The sequence below is a fragment of the Arcanobacterium phocae genome (genome assembly GCF_018913465.1).
Lineage (GTDB): Bacteria > Actinomycetota > Actinomycetes > Actinomycetales > Actinomycetaceae > Arcanobacterium > Arcanobacterium phocae_A.
In genome coordinates this window covers 189,584-213,728 of the sequence record NZ_JABAPM010000003.1, presented here as the reverse complement: position 1 = coordinate 213,728, position 24,145 = coordinate 189,584, and the positions used below count along the sequence as shown (strand labels likewise).

General features: G+C 48.5%; 18 protein-coding genes. 9 read left to right on the top strand and 9 right to left on the bottom strand.

Features of this window, described 5'->3' with window-relative positions:
* The first annotated feature begins 113 nt into the window (after positions 1-113).
* From KSO86_RS05285 to KSO86_RS05265, 5 genes are all read left to right on the top strand, one after another.
* Positions 114-890 carry a GntR family transcriptional regulator gene (locus KSO86_RS05285; RefSeq protein WP_216378553.1) on the top strand — a complete coding sequence of 259 codons (777 nt, stop codon included), beginning with the start codon at positions 114-116 and terminating at the stop codon, positions 888-890.
* Between the two features lie 190 nt (positions 891-1,080).
* Positions 1,081-2,160: a transaldolase family protein gene (locus KSO86_RS05280; protein WP_216378551.1), complete on the top strand. Its 1,080-nt coding sequence runs from the start codon at positions 1,081-1,083 to the stop codon at positions 2,158-2,160.
* A 32-nt stretch (positions 2,161-2,192) separates the two neighbouring features.
* A complete protein-coding gene (iolG, locus tag KSO86_RS05275) occupies positions 2,193-3,179 on the top strand; it encodes an inositol 2-dehydrogenase (protein ID WP_216378549.1) in 987 nt (328 codons plus the stop codon).
* Positions 3,180-3,211: 32 nt separating this feature from the next.
* The gene (locus KSO86_RS05270) at positions 3,212-4,075 is read left to right on the top strand and encodes a sugar phosphate isomerase/epimerase family protein (protein WP_091279283.1); all 864 of its coding nucleotides are present in this window, start codon (positions 3,212-3,214) and stop codon (positions 4,073-4,075) included.
* Between the two features lie 444 nt (positions 4,076-4,519).
* Positions 4,520-4,786 (top strand): hypothetical protein, encoded by a 267-nt coding sequence (locus KSO86_RS05265; RefSeq protein ID WP_216431891.1) that lies wholly within the window; start codon positions 4,520-4,522, stop codon positions 4,784-4,786.
* A gap of 61 nt (positions 4,787-4,847) precedes the next feature.
* Here KSO86_RS05265 and KSO86_RS05260 read toward each other — a convergent pair whose 3' ends face one another.
* The 3 genes from KSO86_RS05260 to KSO86_RS05250 form a co-directional block, all read right to left on the bottom strand.
* Positions 4,848-6,452, bottom strand: a complete 1,605-nt coding sequence (locus KSO86_RS05260) for an MFS transporter (protein WP_436231418.1) — start codon at positions 6,450-6,452, stop codon at positions 4,848-4,850.
* 163 nt (positions 6,453-6,615) lie between these two features.
* Complete coding sequence (locus tag KSO86_RS05255; protein ID WP_216378543.1) at positions 6,616-7,812, bottom strand: Gfo/Idh/MocA family protein; 1,197 nt, start codon at positions 7,810-7,812, stop codon at positions 6,616-6,618.
* 212 nt (positions 7,813-8,024) lie between these two features.
* A complete protein-coding gene (locus KSO86_RS05250) occupies positions 8,025-9,158 on the bottom strand; it encodes a zinc-binding dehydrogenase (protein ID WP_253280521.1) in 1,134 nt (377 codons plus the stop codon).
* 184 nt (positions 9,159-9,342) lie between these two features.
* Here KSO86_RS05250 and KSO86_RS05245 point away from each other — a divergent pair, with 184 nt between their 5' ends.
* Positions 9,343-10,083: a sulfite exporter TauE/SafE family protein gene (locus KSO86_RS05245; RefSeq protein WP_216378542.1), complete on the top strand. Its 741-nt coding sequence runs from the start codon at positions 9,343-9,345 to the stop codon at positions 10,081-10,083.
* A gap of 86 nt (positions 10,084-10,169) precedes the next feature.
* On the opposite strand, the gene KSO86_RS05240 is transcribed toward KSO86_RS05245, so the two are convergent.
* On the bottom strand, positions 10,170-10,511 hold the full coding sequence (locus tag KSO86_RS05240) for a hypothetical protein (RefSeq protein ID WP_216378541.1): 342 nt from the start codon (positions 10,509-10,511) through the stop codon (positions 10,170-10,172).
* 228 nt (positions 10,512-10,739) lie between these two features.
* Here KSO86_RS05240 and KSO86_RS05235 point away from each other — a divergent pair, with 228 nt between their 5' ends.
* A complete protein-coding gene (locus KSO86_RS05235) occupies positions 10,740-12,014 on the top strand; it encodes an AGE family epimerase/isomerase (RefSeq protein WP_216378540.1) in 1,275 nt (424 codons plus the stop codon).
* A 57-nt stretch (positions 12,015-12,071) separates the two neighbouring features.
* On the opposite strand, the gene KSO86_RS05230 is transcribed toward KSO86_RS05235, so the two are convergent.
* Together KSO86_RS05230 and KSO86_RS05225 are read right to left on the bottom strand one after the other, a co-directional pair.
* The gene (locus KSO86_RS05230; protein WP_216378539.1) at positions 12,072-13,004 is read right to left on the bottom strand and encodes a carbohydrate kinase family protein; all 933 of its coding nucleotides are present in this window, start codon (positions 13,002-13,004) and stop codon (positions 12,072-12,074) included.
* Entirely contained in the window at positions 13,001-14,032 is a 1,032-nt protein-coding gene (locus KSO86_RS05225; protein WP_216378538.1) for a LacI family DNA-binding transcriptional regulator, read from the bottom strand. The genes KSO86_RS05230 and KSO86_RS05225 overlap by 4 nt, the downstream gene beginning before the upstream one ends.
* A 171-nt stretch (positions 14,033-14,203) precedes the next feature.
* Here KSO86_RS05225 and KSO86_RS05220 point away from each other — a divergent pair, with 171 nt between their 5' ends.
* On the top strand, positions 14,204-17,233 hold the full coding sequence (locus KSO86_RS05220; RefSeq protein WP_216378537.1) for an alpha-mannosidase: 3,030 nt from the start codon (positions 14,204-14,206) through the stop codon (positions 17,231-17,233).
* Between the two features lie 6 nt (positions 17,234-17,239).
* Positions 17,240-18,424 carry a glycoside hydrolase 5 family protein gene (locus tag KSO86_RS05215; protein ID WP_216378536.1) on the top strand — a complete coding sequence of 395 codons (1,185 nt, stop codon included), beginning with the start codon at positions 17,240-17,242 and terminating at the stop codon, positions 18,422-18,424.
* Between the two features lie 72 nt (positions 18,425-18,496).
* On the opposite strand, the gene KSO86_RS05210 is transcribed toward KSO86_RS05215, so the two are convergent.
* The 3 genes from KSO86_RS05210 to KSO86_RS05200 all read right to left on the bottom strand — a co-directional run bounded on the left by KSO86_RS05210 (position 18,497) and on the right by KSO86_RS05200 (position 24,029).
* Entirely contained in the window at positions 18,497-20,965 is a 2,469-nt protein-coding gene (locus tag KSO86_RS05210; protein WP_216431889.1) for a VWA domain-containing protein, read from the bottom strand.
* A 97-nt stretch (positions 20,966-21,062) separates the two neighbouring features.
* Positions 21,063-22,061 (bottom strand): EamA family transporter RarD, encoded by a 999-nt coding sequence (gene rarD, locus KSO86_RS05205; RefSeq protein ID WP_216378533.1) that lies wholly within the window; start codon positions 22,059-22,061, stop codon positions 21,063-21,065.
* A gap of 120 nt (positions 22,062-22,181) precedes the next feature.
* A complete protein-coding gene (locus KSO86_RS05200) occupies positions 22,182-24,029 on the bottom strand; it encodes a BCCT family transporter (protein ID WP_216378532.1) in 1,848 nt (615 codons plus the stop codon).
* Positions 24,030-24,145 lie beyond the last annotated feature (116 nt).

The following is a 24,145-nucleotide window of genomic DNA, read 5'->3' as shown; positions in this document are numbered from 1 at the left end:
AGTCCTTGTCCTAACATAAATATTACAAACGTTGCTTGTAGGCGCTAAAATCAGTGATATAACAGAAATAGGTTATGCTTTACATAAAAAGTGCAAACAATAAGGAGGTCTTCATGGTGGATAAAGAAAAGGACGCGTCTCTTGACAAGCCTTTCGCGCTCGATTTAGTACTTAACAGAAACTCGGCCGAACCTCTTTATCAGCAAATCCTTGCACCTATTTCGCAGTTAATTAAGAATGGTAGTCTGCAACCAAATCAGCTGCTTGAAGATGAGATATCTATGGCCAAACGTCTTAACATTTCACGGCCCACAGCGCGTCGCGCACTTCAAGAGCTCGTTGATTCTGGCCTTCTTATCCGACGGCGCGGCGTTGGTACAAGAGTCACCCCTTCTCACGTACATCGACAGCTTGCACTAACTTCCCTCAATGACGACCTTGTCAAAGCTGGACATGTCACGCGAACAGAAGTTCTTAAATATCAAATCCATTTAGCTACACAAGAAGAAGTTGATTTTCTCAACTGCGATCCAGACGAAGAACTTGTTACCATTCAACGACTACGTTGGATTGATGATCACCCGCTAGCAATCCTAAATAACATCATTCCGAGTAGGATAGCCCCTTCTTTAACCGAACTGTCCCACTATGGGCTCTACGAATCTTTCGGCCATCAAGGAATAGTCCCCATTTCGGCAGTACAAACATTAGGGGCGAAAAACGCAAGTAAAGCTGAGGCAGACATGCTTCAAATTGAGCCCCAAACAGCACTATTTACCATGCAGCGAACCGCATATGACTCTCAAGGGAAAGTTATTGAGCATGGTAATCACGTTTACGACTCACAACAATATAAGATGACGTTTCCGCTTGTAAACCCAGCAAACTAGCCATATATGGGCGTCATCCACCACATCTTGCCCAACATCTCATACATATACACATGACATGAGAGGACAAATCCTTGACATAGACCATCCATGTTAGTAACGTATATCTCACACGATACGTCACCAACGAGGGTGGCGATGAGTTGACTCATTTTGCGTGACCTACTTTAGCGTAGTTGAGGAGCAATCTATGTCAGATACTAAATACACACCAGGTCCACTATTAACAGCTTGCGAATCGTTCGACACCGTCTTATGGAACGATTCTTCAGATCTTGAGGAATTGCAAACCTCAATTTCATACGGTGGCGTAGGAGCTACATGCAATCCTGTCATCGCTTATACAACCATCGCAAAGCATCCTGAAATTTGGACTGACCGCATCCGGAAGATCGCTGAAGATCACCCAACCTGGAGCGAATCTCAGATCGGCTGGCAAGCGGTCATGGATATGTCCGTAGAGGCAGCTAAGCTGTTGGAGCCAACTTTCGATAAGACACATGGTCATGATGGACGCCTATCCGTTCAAACAGACCCTCGCTTACATCGTGACGCTCGCGCACTTGCTGACCAAGCCGAACTGTTCCATAACCTTACAAAGAACATCATCGTCAAGATTCCAGCAACAAAGACCGGAATCGAAGCAATCGAAATGGCAACTGAACGCGGTGTCTCAGTCAATGTAACCGTGTCTTTCTCGGTTCCTCAAGCAGTTCAAGCTGCCGCTGCCATTCAGCGAGGGCTTGAGAAGCGTGAAGCTGCTGGACATGACACCTCAGAGATGAGTCCAGTTGTCACAATCATGGTTGGTCGCCTTGACGATTGGCTTAAGCACGTCGTAAAGCGCGACAAGATTTTCTTGGATCCATCTGCATTGGAGTGGGCCGGAGTAGCCGCAGTCAAGCGCGCATACAAGATTTTTAACGAACGAGGATACCGTGCTCGTGTGCTTGTTGCAGCATTCCGCAATGTACTTCAATGGAGTGAATTCCAAGGCGGCGACCTTGTGGTTTCTCCACCGTTCTCTTGGCAGAAACTCATTAACGACTCAGATTATGAGCCAATCGAAAAGATGAGCATTGACGTTGATGAGCATTACCTCACCCAGCTACGGAGAATCCCCGATTTCAACCGAGCCTACGAACCGGACGGGATGACATTGGAGGAATTTGAAACGTTTGGCCCAACAGTTCGCACACTGCGCCAGTTCCTTAATGCCGACAATGACCTCGACATGCTCATTCGCGACATTCTTATCCCTGCACAATAAAGTTACAACTGACAACGACGTTAGGAAAGACAATGATTAGAATTGGATTAGTGGGAGCCGGGCGTATTGCTCATGTTCATGCTCGCACAGTAGAGGCACACCCAAATGCTCAATTAACATTTGTTGCAGATCCAGTAGAGGCTGCGGTTAAGCCTCTTGCTGAGAAGTATGGAGTTCGTTATTCTCTTAATGCGGATGATGTTTTTACAGCCCCCGATGTGGATGCAGTAATTATCTGTTCACCAACACCCCTACACGTTGAGCACATTTTGAAGGCCGCCAAAGCCGGTAAACCTGCTCTCTGTGAAAAACCAGTTGCAATGGAAACAGCAAAAGTTGAGGAACTGGTTGAGTCACTCAAAGATGTTGATCACACCACCATGATTGGATTCAACCGACGATTTGACCCTACCTTCGCTCAAATGCACAAGATGGTTGAAGACGGGGTAGTCGGTAAAGTCGAACAGGTAACGATTATTTCTCGAGATCCTGCCGCTCCGCCAAAGGAGTATATCGCCGTTTCTGGAGGCATTTTTAAAGACATGACCATCCACGACTTCGATACTGCACGTTTCTTCCTGGGAGATATCGTTTCGGTCTACGCCGTCGGACAGAATTTGGACCCCGAGTTGGCTGATACCGGTGACTTCGACGGCGCAGTAATTACACTCACCAATTCAGACGGTGCAGTAGCAACAATCACCAATTCACGTCATTGTTCCTCTGGTTATGATCAGCGTCTTGAAGTTTTCGGAGATAAAGCGACGATCAACGGCGACAATATGCGATCTACCCAGGTGCGCGTCTCTAATGGAGACCATACTGATGCGAAGAATGTTTATCTCGATTTCTTCCTTGAACGTTACGAAGAAGCTTATGCCAATGAGCTAAATGAATTCTTCGCAGCTATTTCTGAGAACCGTAAGCCTGCAACATCTATTGACGACGGCGCTAAGGCTCTTCGTATCGCTGAAGCCGCTGAAGAGTCCGCCAGAACAGGCAAAATCGTTTATCTGTAAAACAATGACAAAAATTCAAAGGAGAATTTGATATGAAAATTGCAGGAGCACCCATCAGCTGGGGAGTATGTGAAGTTCCAAATTGGGGATACCAGTTGTCGCCAGAACGTGTCCTTACCGAAATGAAAGAAATGGGACTAACTGCAACTGAGTTTGGCCCTCAAGGCTGGCTACCTCAGGAGCCAGAGGCACGCGCTAAGGCAGTGTCCGGATATGGTCTCGAACCAGTTGGTTCCTTTTTCTTAGCAGTCATGCACGATCCTAATGTTGATCCGATTCCTGCCGTGGAGCGAGAGCTCGATGCGTTCGAAGTCGCGGGTGGAACTAACTTAATTCTTGCCGCAGATTCAGGACAGGATGGATATGATACTCGCCCAGTTCTAGATGAAACTGGATGGAATACCCTATTCACGAATCTGTCTCGGATCACCGAGGTAGCTGCAGCTCGTGGCGTAACTGCTTCGCTACATCCTCATTGGGGAACGATGGTGCAAAACCTAGACGAAGTTGAACGCGTCTTGGATAACTCACAGGTCGGTCTTTGCCTCGATACAGGCCATCTCGCCTGTGGTGGCGCTGACGTTGTCGAGCTGGTGAAAAAGTATGCTGATCGTGTCAAGATCGTTCACGCGAAAGATATTCACAAGGATATGACTGACCAGCTACTACCTGGAACTTTAACGTGGGGTCAGGGCGTCAAGGCTGGCATGTTTGCTCCTATTGGTGAGGGCGATATCGATTTCGCTGCCATTGTTTCAGAACTCGATAAAGTCGGTTTCGATGGCTATTACGTTCTAGAGCAAGACATCATGATCGACGGCGAACCAGCGCCTGGCGAAGGTCCCCTACTTGACGCTCAAAAGTCATTTGAAGCTCTAAAAGCCTTGGCACGGTGAGCTTCTAAGATAGTCATTTCCCTCGGACACTAGGACTCTTCCTATCGGTAAATGATTATCTATGTAGTAGCCCAATGGAGGGAGAATCTGAGATTCTCCCTCCATTGTTTATTGCCGAAATCGATTAATCTGCTTCTCTTAGGCAATTACTAGTCTCTCGTAAACAAGAATTCCACCGCACTGAGCTATACCTTTGTCACTGACAATATCCTGTAGTGAGCTAACAAACACTATCAAATCTTGAACTTCTGTCCAATTTTAAATTAAACTGAAAGCGGCGCGGAAGTGAAACGTTACAGAAATATTTTTCACAACCCGTGATCGCACACCTACGTCAGAAGGAAGTTTGAGCATGCGTTATTTCAAATGTGGCTACCGCAGCTCTCGAACGTAGCGTGATAGCACCACGAAGCCCAAGTTTTTATTATGAAGCAGGAGACGGAAATGACAATTCTAACTAACACCCCTATCAATCCCGCAGATGTTGCAATCCATGTAATTTCACAGAACGATAAGTCTGCGAAGCAATCTACGCCAGCACTTAATATTCTTCCAATTACACTGGTCCTGGCAATGTTGTTCATTGCGACTATCCTTGGCGTTGCCACCAACACTCCGGTTGTCGCTTTTCTAGCTGGCACTGCGGCTGCAGTAACGGCTTCTACATTCGCATTTTTGGATCTCTACATTCGTTCTCACACGAATCGGTAGCGCATTAGCAGTATGACGCCCCTAAGTGGAATACTTAGGGGCGTCATACTATTTCGATTATTCAGTCAGAGTACTTTTGCTCCATGTACACTTCGATTTCTTCGAGCGACTTTCCTGATGTTTCTGGCATGATCTTCCACAAGATAACTCCAATAATCAGATTAAGAACCCCGTAGAAAGCGTAGGTCAGGCCACCACCGAAGCTATTCATCATGGATGGGAATGTCCATGTGATTATCGCATTAGCAATCCACATACAGAATACCGCGGTACCATTCATTACACCACGAACAGATGCTGGGAACATTTCACCAAGCATTGTCCACACAACGGTTCCATTTGAGGACTGAACTACAAGCATGAAGAAGGACATTACTCCGAGGATTGCATATGCAGCCCATACTGGTGGCACTTCACCAGCATTCATGTAGGGAGCAATAGCGAATTGGAATATGCCTGCAATCGTCAATAGTGTGATGCCCACGAGAGTAACATCCCAGATCAAGATCCGGCGTCGGGTAAATTTTGTAATCAGGATGAGGCCGAAAGCTGACCCGATAACTGACATGACACCATTGGCTACTTGAGCTGTAATCGCTGCGGAGGTACCCATTCCTGCGTAGCCAAGTACTTTTGGCGCATAGTACATTACAGTGTTAACACCTGTTGTCTGGTTTACAATCGCTAAGAAAATACCTACCAGTAAGAGTTTGCGCAACCAAGGCGTTTGCCAGACTTCTCGTAACCCTTTATTCTTTTTGTCCACCAAATCTTTCTGCCGATTTTCCACCATCTCATACAGTTCATCAGTAATCGAATCATCAGATTCGCCTTCACGAACAGTTTTCAACGACCCAATCGCTGCATATACATCGGTGCGCAGAACATACCAACGGGACGATTCTGGCATGAAATGCATTCCGATCCATAACAGCACTGCCGGAATGGAACATAAAACAATCATCCAACGCCAAGCAGCACCGTTACCGCTACCCTCTTGTATTGACAATTGCATGGCAAAATCGCGAATAACATTCATATCGGTTGAATGAGTTGCCTGCTCTATGGCTTTTTGGAGTGAGTCCCAGGTGTAAGCACCCGCTTCAATATTACCTGTCGGATCACCGGTTACCGTCAATTGTGGGCCACCATGTGCGGAGTTAATGCCTGCATTCATCGCAAATGCGAGCAACTGTCCAGTCACAATCATCAATTGATCCAGCGCAACAATTGTTCCCCGAATACGTTTAGGTGCTGTTTCCGCTAAATACACAGGGACTGTGGCTGATGCTCCACCTACTGCAAGACCAAGAACTAATCGGAAGGGATACATTACCCACACATTAGGTGCAAATGTGTTTCCCATTGCTCCGATAAAAAAGAGAATTGCCAACAGAATAATATTGTGGCGTCGCCCATATCGATCCGAAAGACGGCCACCAAATAATGCTCCGAAGGCCGCACCTACTGTAAGAACACCTCCGATTGCTCCTTCTTCGGCAGTTGTTAATCCTAAGCCACCCGCACCCGATGGCATATGCATGTATGGTAGAGCACCCGAAATAACACCAGTGTCATAGCCAAATAGCAGGGAACCGAGCGTCGCGATTCCCGCTATGGCTATGATTCCTCTGTGCTTGCCAGATGGCGGAGTTTTTCTAACCATAGTGTTGAGGTCGTCTTTGCCAAGCCCTTGAAACTGGACTTGATTAATATGTTTGTTGACCATCAGATCTCCTTTGGTGATGGTTGGACTCGGTCTATCAGTTAGCTCCAACATTGCAGCTACGATGATCCGTATGTGAATTATTGTTTGACGATTCGGGAATTCACCCGTTGAATGTTGTTTTACCCACTACCTGTGCAACCTCGTGCCAACAGCCGTCAGCTGCTGACCGTACAACTGCTTCATCAACTTCGGCCGCTGACCATCCATCAGCAACTGAAGGTCCAATTTGTTTTCCAGTTAGAACTCCAGACAAGAACTTAAAGCACTCAACTGCTTTCATGTCGTCGAAGCCCATCGACGTTCCGGCTCCTGGCTGGAAACGTGAAAAGTGCGGGAAATAAGGGTTTGCAAGAGATCGAACATATCCGTGAGCTTCTGGATTATCACTGTTGATACAAACCTCAAGTTCGTTTAGTTTTTCAAAGTTCCAACGCAGAGAACCATTTGTTCCATAGACTTCAAGAATATATTCAGCACGAGGTCCCACTGAAACTCTGCTCGATTCTATTGTTCCAACAGCACCATTCTCAGTGCGTAACAGTGCCGCAACATAATCCTCATTTTCCACGTCATGCAGTTCGTCGGAAACTTCCCAGCCTGAATGTCCTACGCCCGCTTTAGTTGGAATTGGGCGTTGATCAATGAACGTTCCTGTAAGTGCTGATACGTGACTGATTCTGTCCTTCAGTACATACTGAATGAGATCCGCACCGTGACTCATAAGGTCGCCCACGACTCCCGCTCCGGCTAGTGCGCGGTCGTATCGCCAGGTATACGGCCCTTCTGGTGCTGATGCGTAGTCTGCTATCAACCAACACCGAACGTTTGTTACCTGTCCTAGCTTTCCTTCAGCAATAATTTTTCTACTCTCTTCGATTGCTGGCGTGTGCCGGTAATTGAACCCAACCGATGTGATGAGATTTGCTTTTTGTGCGGCCTGTGCTATTTCTGCTGATTGCTTACTCGATACTCCCATTGGCTTCTCGATCCAAAATGGTTTTCCAGCAGCGCAGGCAGCTAAAGCAATTTCATGATGCAGATAGTTTGGAGAACAGATAGAAACTACATCAACATCTGGGTCATTGATAACATCCATGTAATGATCAACGGCTTTGGAGAATCCAAGTGCTTTTAGCGCGAATTCTTGGTTTTCAACTATTGGATCACATACTGAAACCAGGCGTATCTCAACCCCGAGTTCCGGATAACGCTCAGCCATTGCTTTGTAGCTACGGGTATGTAGGCGCCCCATCCATCCAAGAGATATTACACCCACTCCGAGAGTTTTATTCGACATTTTAACACTCTTCCTGTGCATGCCCTAAGATGAGCATTTTTCTTTCACGGCGTCATTGCCGCTAAAGTATTACCCTAATTGTATGTCCAACCATTTCAATTGTCTATAACAATATAAAGATAAGTTTTACAAATGTAACTTAATTTTGTGGTGCATGTTCACCACAAAGGCAAACATGCACCACAAAATCTCTAATTGAATTATCGCTATCCTTACAAGGACATATCTACAACAGCACGTCCTTGAATCTTGCCCTGCGCCAATAACTTGTATCCTTCACCGGCCTGATCCAATGAGAACTTTCGGGTCACAATGTGACGGTAATCGATATAACCTTCAGAAGCCATCTTCACAACCGTCGGCAAATCTTGACGTGTACGAGCGCCGTACGATCCTAAAATCGATTGCGAGCGACGGACAGTTCGATTAATTTCCACGGCCGCTGTTTGAACGCCAGCCCCCAGCCCAATCGGCACCATACGTCCACCGTCACGAAGTGAATCTAGCGCAGATGTCCAAGTTTCGGGACGTCCAAGTGCTTCGAATGCTACGTCCACACCGCGGCTGTTAGTAAGGGCTAGCACTTCGTCGCGTACGTTCCGTTTCATTGAGTTAACAACATCAGTTGCACCGAGCTTACGTGCAGCTTCGAGCTTCTCATCATCGACGTCGATAGCAATAATTTGCGCAGCACCAAAAGCTTTTGCAACTTGGATAATGTTTGATCCAATTCCTCCAGTTGCAACAACGGCAACAGTTTCTCCGTATTGTAAATTAGCGCCACGACGGACAGCTCCATATCCTGTCAACGCCGCACATCCGAGGATAGAACCAGCAACCATATCCATCCCGTCTTCGAGTGTAGTAACCGATGTTGATGGAATAACACAGTATTCGGATAAGGCTCCCATAGAATACATAGCAATTGGTTCGTCATCTAGACCAAAAAGGCGGGTATGACCGTCATATAGCTGTCCTTTGATACGGTTCATGTCAAAAAAAGGCGCACATAGGTCATCTCGACCTTGAGCGCAGTATTCACACTTTCCACATGGCATCAAAAACGCACCAGCAACATTCTGACCAACATGAAGTCCTGTTTGCTCATTGCCTGGCCCAACCTCAACAATTTGGCCCGTTACCTCATGCCCAAGGACACACGGCAATGGGAAAGCGATTTTTCCACCGATGACGTGTAGGTCTGAATGGCACATTCCACAAGCAGTTACTTTTATGAGTACTTCACCATCTCGCGGATGCGGTGTTTTAATTGTTTCAACTTGCAATCCGATCTTAGGATCACGCAAAACAGCTGCCCGCATCGTTGCGGGTATTTGTACAGACATTATGCCCTCCATTGGAATTTTTATCTGAACTATTGTTCTATTGTGACACTATCAGTGTAACTATACAGCAGCCATTAAATCCACTTTCCGGCGATTTTCTAATGAAATACTGCTCCACTACTAGATTTAACCAAACTTTAGAACAAGGATATATTTTGTCACATACAAATATTATAATAACGCTATGCACATCTCGATAACCGGCATGATTTTCCTCGCCATAGCTAGTTTTTTCGTTGGCGTATCTAAAACGGCATTACCTGGCTTAACAACGGTGTCTGTTGCAATTTTTGTAGCTGTTCTTCCAGCAAAGGAATCAACGGCAGCTTTATTAATTCTCCTGCTAGTAGGCGATATTTTCGCTCTCCATGCATGGCGGCAGTTTGCTGACTGGTCCGTTCTACGCAAGCTTCTTATCGGAGTATTCGCTGGCGTTGGGTGTGGTGCTCTATTCTTAGCCGTCGTTCCGGAAGTCGTATTGCGGCGAGGTATCGGTGCACTACTCATCTGTTTAGTGCTATTAACAATATGTCTTAAGTACTATCGACCCGATCAAACTTCTCACCATTGCACATCTCCGCGAGCACGATGGTTTTACGGCTCCCTCGCGGGTTTCACAACAATGACAGCAAATTCTGGTGGTCCGGTAATGTCGTTATATTTCATCGCATCTGGTTATCACATTGCAGAATTTTTAGGAACACAAGCATGGTTCTTTTTCTTAGTAAATATGATGAAATTACCCTTTACTCTGGGATTAGGTCTTCTCAGAGGTCCGACGCTTAGTATACTTCCTTATTTAGTTCCTTTTGTTATTATTGGATCTTTAGTAGGAACAAAAAGTATAAAATATTTTAGTCAGCAAACATTCGACCACAGCATTATTTTTTTAACTCTCGTTTCCTCAGCATACTTACTTTGGTAAACGTATCTATGATTGTGTAGTGTGCCCCTAGAGCCGAGCTCTAGGGGCACACTACACAAAGCCTGATTTTAGCTGGGTATCAAGGGTTACTTATCACCCATGACGATCTTCTTAACACAGTCATTAGAAGTTTTTAGAAACACGTCTTCCGTGCCTTTTGGAAGGTCGTTCTTGTCAATTTTTTCCTTGTCTAAAGCTTTATCAAATTCTTTAATCTGCTGGTCATTTAGCTGATCAAAAATTCCATCAGCTAGACAATGCCCAAGATCATTGATCTGTTCTTTGCTCAGCTCGCCAGACGGCACGTCTTCAACAAACTTGTTGTAAAACTTATCTTTAACGGCTGCTTTGTCTGGACTTTGAGAACACCCAGCTAAACCTGCAATTGAAAATGCTAGTACGCATACTCCCGCAACAATTTTCTTCATACTTATCCTTCACTGTAAACCTGACAGCATAATAAAATAAGCTCGCTTGCCTACATTACTAATAAAATCAGCGAAATATCTTAATTGATTTTATCAGAAATACGGCTTTACGACCGATTACCCTAGCTTAACTAAACCGTTTTTGTTAGGCTCTAACTAGCAGTCTAGAATTCCTGAGGGCGTTCTACCTACTGGCTTATTTAACTACTTGGTTGACAAGGAAGTCTCATGGTTATTGACGAAACAACACAGACCTGGCTTACCCAGGAATTTGATGCATTGGTTGATTTTGCTCGCCATTCCCGGTGCGAGCATGGTTTTTCCACTCTTGACGCAACTGGCGAAGCTGATCCGGATGCCGGCCTCCAGCTCTGGATTAACTGCCGCATGACGCACGTTTTTTGCCTTGCTACACTCAAAGGCGATGATTCAGCCCGTGCTTTCGCTCAACACGGAATTGATTGTCTGCGCACCCACTTCTATGATGCACAATTCGGCGGGTTTTTCACCACATTACGTTACGACACCAATGAACCATTAGGAGCCGACGGCGAACGCAAAGCCGCCTATGCTCACGCATTTGTTCTTCTCGCTGCTAGTTCGGGCATTCAGGCTGGTTTAACGGGCGCTCGTGAACTATATGAGTTAGCTCTAGACGCTCACGAAAAACATTTCTGGGAGCCAGAGTATGGGCTGGCTCGCGAGTCTTGGAACCGCGACTTTACCCAGACAGATAGTTATCGCGGGGCGAATGCAAACATGCATACCCTCGAAGCATCACTAGCAGCATGGGACGCTACGTCAGATCCACGATGGTTAGCTAAGTCGGCGTCGATCCTATCTTTCGTGTTGGGCGAAGCCGATAAAATTGGCTGGCGGATTCCTGAACATTTTGATTCCACTTGGCAGTTGCTTCCGGAGTTCAATCGAGATCGTCCGGCTGATCCGTTCCGCCCCTTTGGGCTCACTCCCGGCCACGGAATTGAATGGGCCCGGTTGGCACTTCATTTTTGGGCGGCAGTAAATCGCTTGTCCGGCGAGATTTCACCAGAGGTACAAGAATTTGTTGACCAGCTCCCGGCAGCTGCTTATTCATTATTCACGACGGCGTTGGCTGATGGCTGGGATGCGGACGGCGCACCCGGAATTGTCTACACAACTGATTTCGACGGCGAACCAGTCGTTCACGAACGAATGCACTGGACTATCTGTGAGGGAATAGGTGCAGCATCCGCATTTGCTACCTATGCAGAGCAGGCCGGAGACGCAGATAAGCTCACCGAGATGCATCTATGGTTCGAAACCTTCCTCGATTATGCCAAGACACATCTCATCGAAGCCCCGGGCCGTTGGATTCACGAGTTAGATCAGAACAACACACCGTCTGGAATAACTTGGCCAGGCAAGCCGGACGTCTATCACGCAGCTCAATGCGTCCTTATGCCAGAGCTTGGTCTTACCCCATGCTTTGCTGGTGCATTGGCGAATACGCCACGAAACTAACGTTATTATTTCTAACTCAAAAGTCGCCGCGAGAAGAATCCCGCGGCGACTTTTGAGTTAGAGTTCTTCGAGTCGCGGTGGATTGGCTCCCGCACGCGAAACGGTAATATCAGCAACCCGCGCCGCAAATACCGCAATATCTCGCATAGTATCGCGATCGATTTTTGCGATTTCTTCACGTTTACCAGTCAATCCACGGTTAGCTAACTGGTAGACGAGTGCACCCATGAAGGAATCTCCCGCACCTACCGTATCCACAACTTTCACCTGCGGATCTGCCGCCACATGGACATATTCACCTGCTGCGTTTACGGCAATAACACCATCTTTTCCGGCAGTCACAGCAACCAATAGCGGACCATGGCCAGATTCACGACCTCGCGCGATCCATGTGCGTGCCACGTCAATCGCGTCATCTTGGCTTAATGCATCACGCTCAAATAAATACGCGAGGTCTTCATCAGAACATTTCACCACATCAGCCTGCGCTACTAGGCTCAACACGTGCTCTCGAACCTTCGCCATATCATCTATAAGTGCCGGCCGAATATTAGGATCGTAGCTGATCGTGGCATGGTCGCGTGCCTGTGCAACAATTCGTGCTACGTCCTGAGCTCCCGGCTCAATAAAAGCAGCAATAGAACCAGTATGGACATGATCAACGTCCTGAAGATCAGGCTCAAATCCGTCTAAATCCCACGTCATATCGAAAGTATAGGTACTTGCACCTGTCTCATCGAGGGTAGCAAGAGCGGTTGCGGTACGTTCAGTTTCGACAGTAGTAGTGACAACGTCGTCGTCAGCTAACCATTGTTCAACGATCTTCCCGTGCGCATCGTCTCCAACCATCGTCAAAAGGTGGGCTGGAATACCGAGCCGACTGACACCGATAGCAACATTTGCCGGACTACCACCCGGGTGTTCTTCAATAGTTCCGTCAGTGCGTTTGATAATGTCGATGACGGCTTCACCAACGATCAAAATGCTCATTTTGAGACCCCTTCGTCTACCTGTGGGAGTTTGCGTGTTGATTCGCGAATGATAATGTCAGCCGGTTCTTGTTTCTCAAGACGTGGCTTTTTGCCGTTGAGGACGTCCAGTAGAAGCGCTGCGGCTTGGCGTCCAATGGCCGCTGGTTCACGGTTGATAACGGTTATTGCCGGGGTCACGATCCGGCACAGCGGGGAGTCTTCGCACGAACAGATGAGCACATCGCGACCGATGTCTTTGCCAGCGGCCCGAAGTGCATTAAATCCACCTAGTGCGAGGATTTCATTATCGAAAATAATAGCGTCGGGTTCAGTGCTGCCATCGAGAAGCTCCGCGATAGCGTTGCGTCCCGCTTCTTCGGTTGCATTTGTTCCACTGGCAACTAGTGCGGTAAGGCCACGTTCACGAGCATAGTTTTCGAGCGCTCGGATACGTTCTTGCGTGTGAATAAGGCTTGGAATACCAGTAACGTATCCGATGGTTCGGGCGCCTTGGTCATAGAGGTGATCAGCGAGCGTGGTGACGATTGCGGCTTCATCGCCAATAATGGAGGCGGTGTTGGGGACGTCATTTCCGACGACGACGGCTGGCAGTCCAATTTCGTTAAGAATCTCGATTCGCGGATCGCCGTCGATCGGATCAACGACGACGACGCCGTCGACTCGTCCTTGTGCCCACCACGTGCGATAGGTAGCTATTTCGGCTTCTAGATCTGGGCCGGTATGGAATACCAGATCGTAGTTATGTTGGGTGAGTGTTTCTTGCAGGCCGACAATGAAGTTAAAGAAGAATCGTTCGGATGTGTAGGAATCTGGTTGGCGGGCGATGAAGAGCCCTACCGCGTCGGCTTTAGCGAGGGAAAGTGATTGAGCGCGAGAGTTCGGCACCCAATCCATTTTGTTCGCGATGTCGAGGATACGTTCGCGGGTTTGTTCGGAGATACCGGGACGGTTATTGAGGGCGAAGGATACGGCAGTGATTGAGACCCCTGCTTCTTGCGCAATATCCTTGATTGTTTTTCTACTCATAACCTACCTTTTGGCTTTGTAACGCTCATTAGTAACTTTTTATATCATAGCCGTATCGGACACTAACCTCAGCGTTTTTGCCCAATCGATATGAAGACTTGCTCTAAATCGGTTTAGTCATTAATCTGAATATACATCGGGAACAATGATGCTCTCAACTGAAAGGTTGCTATGGACGCCGGACTACTTCTCACTCGTATCAAGCGCACGCTTAACGAGCGGATCGCGCGAGCACAATACACCCCAGTCTCTCAACTACACGTAGAAACGTGGCGCGTCCCTGATGAAACAGTAGATGGCCAAACAGTTATCGGCGAACCAGCAGTCCCGCCGTCGTCTGCCCAATTTACCCCACTGCACGTTGGTGAAACTTGGGGGAAGCCGTGGCAAACCGTCTGGTTCAAGGTCAACGGAACCACCCCAGAAAACGTCCCTGCAGGTGACACGATTGAGGCACGGATCAACCTTGGCTGGGCTGACCACTCCGCCGGATTCCAAAGCGAAGGCCTCGTACGTGACTCTCACGGCCGCACAGTCAAAGCCCTCAACCCGCGCAACCAGTGGATACCACTTCCGCAAACTCCTAACACCGGCTTCAACTTCACCATCGAAGCCGCAGCCAACCCACTCCTCCTTGAAGTTCTTCCCTTCCAAGTCACCTACGACGGCGACAAGCTCACCGCATCCCAGCAAGATACCTATCAGTTGTCCCAAGCAGATGTGGTCATCCGCCACAACGACGTCGTCAATCTCACCACTGACATAACTGTTCTCTACGAACTCCTAGAAGCCAAAGGCATAGACGCCTTCACCAATGATGACTACGAGACGCTGTACGCGCTGAACTCCGCCCTCGATCAGATCGATCTGGACAACATCCCGGCAACCGCCGCCGCTGCCCGCACAGTAATCGCACCGATTCTCGCCCGCCCGGCACTACCCGGCGCACATCGCCTCTCCGCCGTCGGCCACGCCCACATCGATTCTGCCTGGTTGTGGCCAATCCGCGAAACCAAACGCAAAGTCAATCGCACCATCGCCAACGTTGTCCGCCTCATCGAAGACGGAACCGGACTGATCTTTGCACTACCTGCCGCTCAACACGTTGCCTGGCTGGCCGACGAAGATCCCGAACTCTTCGAACGCGTCAAGAAATGCGTGAGCGACGGCTCCATCGTTCCGGTTGGATCCATGTGGGTAGAACCCGATGCTGTCCTGCCTGGCGGTGAAGCTATGGCCCGCCAACTCGTAGAAGGAATCAGTTTCTTCCGTGAAGCATTCGACTACGAATGCAAAGAAATCTGGCTCCCAGACTCCTTCGGCTACTCTGCAGCTCTGCCACAGCTAGCTCGCGAAGCGGGCATTGATCGGTTCTTAACTCAGAAAATATCGTGGAACCAAACCAACATTTTCCCGCATCACACCCTGCAATGGGAAGGAATTGACGGGTCGCGGATCTTCACTCACTTCCCGCCGGCAGACACCTATGGTTCAGAAATCACCGGCGCCCAGATTCGCCACGCCGTCGAAAATTTCAAAAACAAAGGCGATGCCAACAGTTCCCTGCTTCCGTACGGATATGGCGACGGCGGTGGCGGCCCCACCCGGGAAATGATGGAACGCCTCGACCGCCTCGAAGATCTTCGCGGTGCGCCACGTATTGTCCGCGAATCCCCGCACGACTTCTTCGATCGCGCCGAGGCTGAGTTCCCCGAACCACCAGTATGGGTTGGTGAACTCTACCTTGAACTACATCGTGGAACTTTCACCTCTCAAATCAAGGCGAAACAAGGGAACCGTCGTAGTGAAGCGCTCTTGCGTGAGACAGAACTGTGGTGCACTATCGCAGCTCTCGCCGGCGCACCCTACCCGTACGAAGAACTGCGTGCTACCTGGCGCCAGGTTCTGCTCTGCCAATTCCACGATATTCTCCCCGGCACATCCGTTGCCTGGGTTTACCGCGAAGTAGCTAAGATCTATGCTTGCGTCAAAGAAACCTGCGAACGGCTTATTTCGGACGCGTTCTCATACTTATCTGCGGGTCGCTCCCCCGTCCACGCCCTTGCTAACGCCACAGCTTTCTCCTCACGTGGCGTTGCACCATTGGGCGCGGCAGTGGCGGCCGAATATTCCGGTGGCGTCGTTGATGATATTCAGATCGGCGAATCGTTCCTCTCCAACGGTGTTCTCACCATCGATTTTGCTGACGACGGCGCATGCACCCGCATCACCGACGCCACCGGACACACGTTTATTCCATCCGGCGAAAAGGCTGGCCAATTCTTTGTGTTCCAAGACTTCCCCAACATGTGGGACGCGTGGGATATTGACCCGTTCTATCGCGGTTCTGAAACAGTGCTACCGCTAAAGTTCGACGGAACTAGAATCGACGACGACGGCGTGGCCTGCGCTCGTTCCCGCGCCACATTCAACAACTCACATATGAGTATTGAATGGCGGCTTGCTCCCGGGGCGGACTTCATCGACGTCCATGTTGAAGCTGATTGGCATGAGCATGAAAAGCTGCTCAAGCTCGGCTTCCCAGTTGATATCCACACCAACTCCGCACAGTACGAAACCCAGATGGGATATATTGAGCGGCCAACTCATACCAATACCTCATGGGATAGCGCTAAGTTTGAAGTTAGTACCCATCGCTGGGTGCGCCTCGAGAATGCTCACACATCCTGGTCAATCGCCAACGATGCTACATATGGATGGGATATCAGCCGCCACAGTGCTGGCCGACGCGGAACCTGGAGCCTTGTGCGTGCCACACTCATAAAATCCGCTGTTTATCCAGATCCAAACCAGGATCAAGGATGTTTCACGTGGAACTTCCGGATTCGCCCGCAGGCCTCAGTAGCACAAGCTATTGCTGACGGCCAACAACTAAATCTGCCATTACGCGAAGCCCCAGTGGCAATTGCTGCACCATTTAGTGTTGAGGGAGCAATCGTTGAATCTGTTTCGATGGCACCAGATAAGAGTGGCGACGTCGTCGTCCGGCTATACGAAGGCGAAGGTAGCCCTACGCACGTGCGCCTCACCTGGGACAACGTATCGGTACGCGCAACCGACCTATGCTACCGCGATAGTGACAACGCTCCACTCGTGACCTCACATAATGGCATCCATACGTTTGACTTAGCCGCTTTCCAGATCGCAACATTGCGCATCACACCAGGTCAAGAAAGGTAACTGAACATGAAATTCGGTGTTAACTACACCCCGCGAATTGGCTGGTTTCATTCCTGGTTAGATTTCACTCCAGATCATGTTCGCGCCGACCTTGACGCAATCGCCTCACTCGGCGTGGACCACATTCGGATTTTCCCACTTTGGCCAGTGTTGCAGCCAAACCGTACGTTGATCCGCCAGCAAGCACTCGATGACGTTGCTACTGTTGTCCAACTTGCATACGAACGCGGTATGGATACCTACGTGGACGTGTTACAGGGCCATCTATCGTCTTTCGATTATTTACCGTCATGGGTAAATTCATGGCATCGGCGAAACATTTTCACTGATCCGGACGTAGTATCTGGCGAAAAAGCTCTTGTTGAAGCCCTCGCCACCCGATTGCGTGATGTGCCCGGAGCACGTGGACTGAGCCTGGGCAACGAGTTCATTCAATTCGCAGCTAACCGCCACCCAGAACAGCACAAAATCACTACTGAGCAGGCACACGCCTGGTTAAATGAGCTACTCACTGTTGCTCGCACCCACTGGTCTGCTGGAACACATGTCCATACGCACGACGACGATCTATGGTTTGACACCGGACACCCATTCGATCCCGCAGCAGCCGTGACACTCGGTGACGCCACCACAGTTCATTCGTGGGTATTTGGAAAGGTAGGACCGCGGTTTGGTAAGGGCAGTCCTCAACTGGAATGGTTTGCGCGCTATTTATGCGAGCTTGCACATGCTTGGGGTGAATCGTTCGGTCAGAATCGTCCGGTGTGGCTTCAAGAAATTGGATCGCCCTCAAACTATGTAGACCCAGCCGATGCTGCTAGTTTCTTGACCGCTAATATTGAGCGACTGATGGGGTCTCATGGTGGTGGCACTGCACCAAACTTGGATGCAATTACATGGTGGTGTTCCCATGACGTATCTCGCTCATTAGCAGATTTCCCAGAGCTAGAACATACCCTTGGACTGTTTGATTCCGACGGCGCAATCAAGCCGATTGGGCGGGCGTACCGAGAAGCCATTACTACCTGGCACGAAGCAGAACCGACAACAGTTGAGCGTCCTACCCTGACCCTGGAGTTAGAGCCCCAAACCCGTGACTGGGCTGATGCCAACCATGATTTCTTCGATCAATGGATGAAACATGCCTTAGCTGGCCACGTCCCGGCGATATCAGTGCGCCATACACGTTAAAAGTTATAGTTTGGACTGCCAATGTGCGCCGGAGCTTAGCTCCGGCGCACATTTTGTCACTGCACTACACGATTAGTTCACGTGTCTACGATTTCGCCATATCAGACCTGCTGCTACTACAAGCAAAACAGTACCAGCGATATAGAAGTGGTCCCGGCCTAGCCCACCTGTTAGCGGTAATGCGGGCATTTTGATACGGTGATTTTCGATTTTACCTAAATCGGCCTCAAGTTTTTCTGCATTGATTTCCACAGACCGCTGCTCTTCATCAATCAGATAACCAAACGGCGCCTCTTGCTCTTGAATGTCCCATTTTCCCCAAGCAAGATTTAATACCTCGAATTTACCTGCCCGTGGATCCTTATCCAGCCCCAAACAGCTCTCTACTGATTCGGCTACACAGTCTTCAACGGTTTTAGGCTCTTGGTTTTCGGCCGCCAATGTCCAGACTGAACCTTCTAAATATTTGTCGGTATCATCTGCATCCACTTTGGACCAGAGAATAGAACCCGGTTTCGCGGTATTTGTGACAGTACACTTGACCGATCCGTGCGACTGTCCATCTGCTGGTTGACAATCGACTCTACGTGATACATTCGGGAGCTCAGTAAGCTCTTTAACTCGATATTGGTATCGTTTTCCATTGGTATCGAAACGATCTAACTTCCATGAGACAGAAAGTTCCTTATCCTGTTTTTTGATATCTTGGGATTCCCCGATCTCATTCCAAGTGACCCCATCAGTAGATCGTTCTGGTACGACCTTTACGTCTGCACGCTTATTGTCTGGTATGTTTTCCCATACCTTTGTTGCAGTTAGAATGATCGGTCTTTCTGTATTAGTCACAACAATGTTGACATCTGGGTCACTATTATCGGTAACAGTAAACGAAGTATGAGCAACTCCGTTTACCTGATAAGTTACGTCGTAATCTTCGGAAGTTACATCGCCTTTGAATTGTTCTTTAATACTATATTCACCGGTGTATCTAAGCTCTGTCTGCCGAGTCTTTTTTGCAGATTCTGAGTCTTTCGGGGCAACCCTATAGACAATGACTTCTGGACAGTGTTGACCCTCAACACACATTGTTTTTGGCTGACTTTCACGATCATTGGTCAGCTCAATATCAAAAATTTGCGCACTGTTTTTAGCGGTGCCATTAATATCTAGTACCCTCTTTTCCACAGAAATCAAAACTGGATTCACTTTTGGCTCTGGAAAATACTGAACTTGTGGATTCCCTCCGTTATCTAGATACTTCAACTCTGCTTTTTTATTAGTTGGATATAGATATTCTTCACTCGCTGTCTGTCCGTCAGCCCCCAGCACCTCCCGAAGGTTATCGGTTATCTCAACGCGATAAGTCATTTCTTCAAATTTGATACGTTGCCCGTTTCGCGTTTCAGCTTGGTTAAGACTCTCCATATTCCACGAGAGTGTGGCAGATTCTTCATCGTAAGTTGCAGTACCCTGCTCCGGCTGAGGGTTGCCAACTAACCGGAAACCTTCACCCATTGGGTCAACTATTTTTGCATTGTTAATAGGCGACACAATTGAACCGGCAATATTAGAAAATACGCTCTCTAATTCTTTTGGTTCCGCAGTTGTGTAAGTATCAGGACTCGTTGCGACTCTACTCAGAATATCTTGACCGATTTGTCCAACTTGAAGTGCAACTGACCAGATTTTATTCTTTTCCTTTGCAACATTAGCCTCAGCTATCACACTATTGCCATGATTAAGATAAATTGGATATCCGTCTTTATAGTAACCACTGTAATAAAGCAGGCTTCTTCCATCTCCAACTCGATATGGTGAAAAGTCGTCCCGACTCAGATTTTCTTTTGTATCTAGATAGTAGCTATATATTCCGCGTCGTGTAGCCAATTTTTCCCAATCAAGAGGTCCACTTATCCCATATCCAAAGGTAGGCTCTCCGTCAGACAGTAAAACAATGTGTTTTTGATCTGCAGTAGACTGCGTTAGCATTTCAGACGCTTTACGTATTGCGGCTTGAGTGAAGGTTCCGCCATCGGCTGGTAACGCATCGATCGCAGCATGTAATTCATTCTTGTTTCTGCCAATATTTTTTTCCAACGTAGCGTTAGTAGCAAAGGAGACTAGCCCGATTCGCGTTGCCTGCGAACTCGTATCAGAAAGCAACTTGTCAACAAACAATTTTGCTGACTTTTTAGCGGCCTCAATCCTTCCTTGAGACGCCATGCTTCCAGAACGGTCAATTACCAAAACAACATCGCTAGTTCGCTTCAGCTCTTGCGCCTCAACCCGTAACGTAACATCCCATGTGTTGACAAGCCCCGGCACTTCTGTCGCCGTCTTGCAGAGCTTGACACTCCCCGGGACGTCGGATCTTCCATGACAGTGAGGTCTCATTGGAGATAGCGCAGAACCTGCATTATCAGCTAATGCCTGCACACCTATGATGCCATTACCAATAATAAAAATAGCTAGCGCTGTAAAAAAAATTACACTACGGCTAACAAACCAGTTCAGCCCAAATAGCCGCGACAAAAAACCCAATCACTTCTCCTTTCGAAACAAACGATAGGTAAATTGTATCGATAGCGATTAACCACTTCTCTCTAGAGAAGTGGTCTTCATCTAACAGAGAGAGAAATCACCGTGGCTTTTCTACTAGTTTCCCCTTGCGATTACGAAATAACCGACTCCAAGAATCCGGTTCAGACCGGCGCTTGCGCGGACGACGACGACGCCACGGACGAACCGCCGGCACAGACCAACGTACATGTTTCGATAGTGCAATAACACCATCCACACCCAGCAAAAGCACTGCAAGCCAAATACCAAGATATGTCCACCATTGCGTTGGATCAATGCGCTCACCCAACAGCATCGCAACCATAATCACCAAAACTGGCTCTACATAGGACAACAGACCAAAAATACCGTACGGCAACCACTTCACTGCCAACACGTATGAGATAACACCAAATACCGATAGCGCTCCTAGCAGCAACAAAACTGCCACAAGAGAAATAGAAGAGAACGCAGTGTGGATCGAATGATTGCCAGCAGCGACCCATATCGACACCGGCAAGGCCAAAGTCATCTCCCACGCAAGCGCGCCAACGCCGTCGGTCTCGTAATGACGTCGAACCACAAAATATGCGGGATAACCAATCGCAATAAAGGAAGCAACAGGCCCGATGCCACCAGCACGCCATGCCTCATACACCACCGCAATCGCCGCGATGACGGTAGCAATGACCATCAGTCGAGACATGCGTTCCCCATAGAACACACGCCCAATGACAACCATGACTAGCGGCATCAAGAAATATCCCATGCCCACTTCGAGCGTTCGCCCAACCTGTGGCGCCCAACCAAAGAGCCACATTTGAGCCGCTAACATCGGAGCACAGAACGCATACGCGATAAGCTTGCGCGGGTCTTGGCGCACCCGTCGATATTCACCGGTGAACCACGAGAAACGTTTTGTCATTAGCAAGACGATTAATACACCAGGAACGGTCATAATCATGCGCCACGCCCACAATTCCACGCCAGTTAGTGGCGCAGTCAATGCAGCAAAGTACGAAAACATCGCAAACGCTACTGAAGATAAAAGAGAAATGACGACGCCGCGACTGGACATAAAGCCCCCGAAAACTATGCTGGAAACGTAGAAAAGTAGTGGACGGGACCGATACGGCCCCGCCCATCACATTAGCGTGTATTACTAGTTATTACGCCAGCAAGCCACTGTGAGTTTGCACTATTTACGCCCAGATTTTGTAGCTACTTTGTCAGCCGCTTTCGCAGCAGACTTGGCTGAGCCTTTAACTGTTGGATGCTTCATCCGAGCCATGCGTTTCTTCGCCAACCGGAGTTCTTCACGTTCACGGTGATGGCGGCGCTCCACAGCCAGTTGGCGGTTAAAACGCTCCTGCTCGCGCTGGTCAAGATAGATGACATCGTTACGCAGATCCTTGACAATTGCGAACATCAAAGCGAAGACCACAAATAGGAATGGGGTCGCTGCCACAATCGTTACACTCTGAATCGAATGTAACGCTTGATCGCCACCAGAGACTAACAGCGTCAATCCGATCATTGCGGTCACTAAGCCCCAAGCTCCAGTGAGCCATGGTGTTGCGGTAGCCCGACCCCCTTGAGATAGGGACCCCATAACTGTCGACGCTGAATCAGCAGACGTGATAAAGAATGTTGCGAGTAGCAAAACAGCTACAATACCCATCACGAACCCACCTGGTAGCGAATGCAACAGGTTGAAGAGCTGGGACTCGGGAACGCCGTCGGCATAAATGCTATTGCCACCTTGTTCCATCGAAATTGCGGTACCACCGAAAATAGCGAACCAAACCGTCGAAAGTCCTGCAGGCACAAGCAAAACACCAGTACAGAATTCACGAATCGTGCGGCCACGCGAAATACGAGCAATGAACATACCAACGAATGGTGACCATGAAACCCACCAAGCCCAGTAGAAGATGGTCCAAGACGAAATCCAGTCACCAGCAGTGCCATCAGCAGCTGATGCGGTACGACCGGCCATTTCGAAGAACTGGGAAGCGTAGGCACCCATCGAGCCTGGAAGTAAGTTGAGCTGGACGATCGTCGGACCGAATGCGAAAACAAAGATCGCGAGCGCAGCTGCAAACACCATGTTGATGTTTGACAAGATGCGAATACCTTTGCCAACACCAGACATAGCTGAAATCAGGAAGGCAAGAGTCAGAACACCAACGATGGTGACAATAATGCCAGTTCCAGGGTTGCTCACAAACCCAGAAGCAGATAAACCTGCACGGATCTGCAATGCACCCAAACCAAGGGAACACGCTGTTCCAAACACAGTAGCAAAAATCGAAAGTGAATCGATAGCTTTTCCAACAAAACCATTCGCATGCTTTTCGCCGATCAACGGAGTGAAGGCAGCCGAAATAAGTTGGCGGCGACCCACGCGATAGGTTGAATAGGCAATAGCAAGACCGACAATGGCATACATCGCCCATGGGTGCAACGTCCAATGGAACATTGCGGTTGCCATAGCAGTCCCGACCTCATGCGGGTTGTGTCCAGGCACGCTATCGCGGTAGAAAGCGAGCGGTTCAGATGCTCCATAGAACATCAAACCAATGCCCATACCGGCAGCGAACATCATTGCAATCCATGAGGAGTTCGAGAATTCTGGCTGTTCGTCCGCCGCGCCTAGTCTGATTGCACCAAATTTACTGGCAGCAATGACTACCACGAAGGCAACAAAAATTGTTGTAAATAAGACGAACGCCCAACCGAGATTTCCTAGGACCCAGGAAAACGCGGTGCTCGAAGCATGTGAGAAGTTTACTGGCGCAGCAAGTCCCCACACAACAGTACCCAGGACTAGGATCATCGCTGGAACAACAACAGACCACGCGATTGATGCGTCTTCGTTTTCTGACGCCAGCTCAATTGGTTTCTCGTGAATGTCTGCGGCGTTAATTTCATGCTCGACAGACAAGATTGCAGCGAGTTCCGACGTCGCACTCGACGTCGGGTCTAAAGGTTTAATTTCTTGATTTTCTTGTACTTTACTATCATTCTTATCTTCACTATCCATATTGTCATTCTTTCGGATTGTTGACTAAATGCCAAGATAATAAGCGTAAAAATGGATGTTTTCCGTCCTATGTCACAGACTTATTACATAAAAGAGGCGAATCGACACGCGTGATT

Coding starts and splice junctions, on each gene's coding strand:
- KSO86_RS05235 (WP_216378540.1), top strand. CDS start 10,740: ATGGTTATTGACGAAACAACACAGACCTGGCTTACCCAGGAATTTGAT.
- KSO86_RS05285 (WP_216378553.1), top strand. CDS start 114: ATGGTGGATAAAGAAAAGGACGCGTCTCTTGACAAGCCTTTCGCGCTC.
- KSO86_RS05280 (WP_216378551.1), top strand. CDS start 1,081: ATGTCAGATACTAAATACACACCAGGTCCACTATTAACAGCTTGCGAA.
- KSO86_RS05200 (WP_216378532.1), bottom strand. CDS start 24,029: ATGGATAGTGAAGATAAGAATGATAGTAAAGTACAAGAAAATCAAGAA.
- KSO86_RS05245 (WP_216378542.1), top strand. CDS start 9,343: ATGCACATCTCGATAACCGGCATGATTTTCCTCGCCATAGCTAGTTTT.
- KSO86_RS05220 (WP_216378537.1), top strand. CDS start 14,204: ATGGACGCCGGACTACTTCTCACTCGTATCAAGCGCACGCTTAACGAG.
- KSO86_RS05250 (WP_253280521.1), bottom strand. CDS start 9,158: ATGTCTGTACAAATACCCGCAACGATGCGGGCAGCTGTTTTGCGTGAT.
- rarD (WP_216378533.1), bottom strand. CDS start 22,061: ATGTCCAGTCGCGGCGTCGTCATTTCTCTTTTATCTTCAGTAGCGTTT.
- KSO86_RS05255 (WP_216378543.1), bottom strand. CDS start 7,812: ATGTCGAATAAAACTCTCGGAGTGGGTGTAATATCTCTTGGATGGATG.
- KSO86_RS05270 (WP_091279283.1), top strand. CDS start 3,212: ATGAAAATTGCAGGAGCACCCATCAGCTGGGGAGTATGTGAAGTTCCA.
- iolG (WP_216378549.1), top strand. CDS start 2,193: ATGATTAGAATTGGATTAGTGGGAGCCGGGCGTATTGCTCATGTTCAT.
- KSO86_RS05240 (WP_216378541.1), bottom strand. CDS start 10,511: ATGAAGAAAATTGTTGCGGGAGTATGCGTACTAGCATTTTCAATTGCA.
- KSO86_RS05265 (WP_216431891.1), top strand. CDS start 4,520: ATGACAATTCTAACTAACACCCCTATCAATCCCGCAGATGTTGCAATC.
- KSO86_RS05260 (WP_436231418.1), bottom strand. CDS start 6,452: ATGGTTAGAAAAACTCCGCCATCTGGCAAGCACAGAGGAATCATAGCC.
- KSO86_RS05225 (WP_216378538.1), bottom strand. CDS start 14,032: ATGAGTAGAAAAACAATCAAGGATATTGCGCAAGAAGCAGGGGTCTCA.
- KSO86_RS05230 (WP_216378539.1), bottom strand. CDS start 13,004: ATGAGCATTTTGATCGTTGGTGAAGCCGTCATCGACATTATCAAACGC.
- KSO86_RS05215 (WP_216378536.1), top strand. CDS start 17,240: ATGAAATTCGGTGTTAACTACACCCCGCGAATTGGCTGGTTTCATTCC.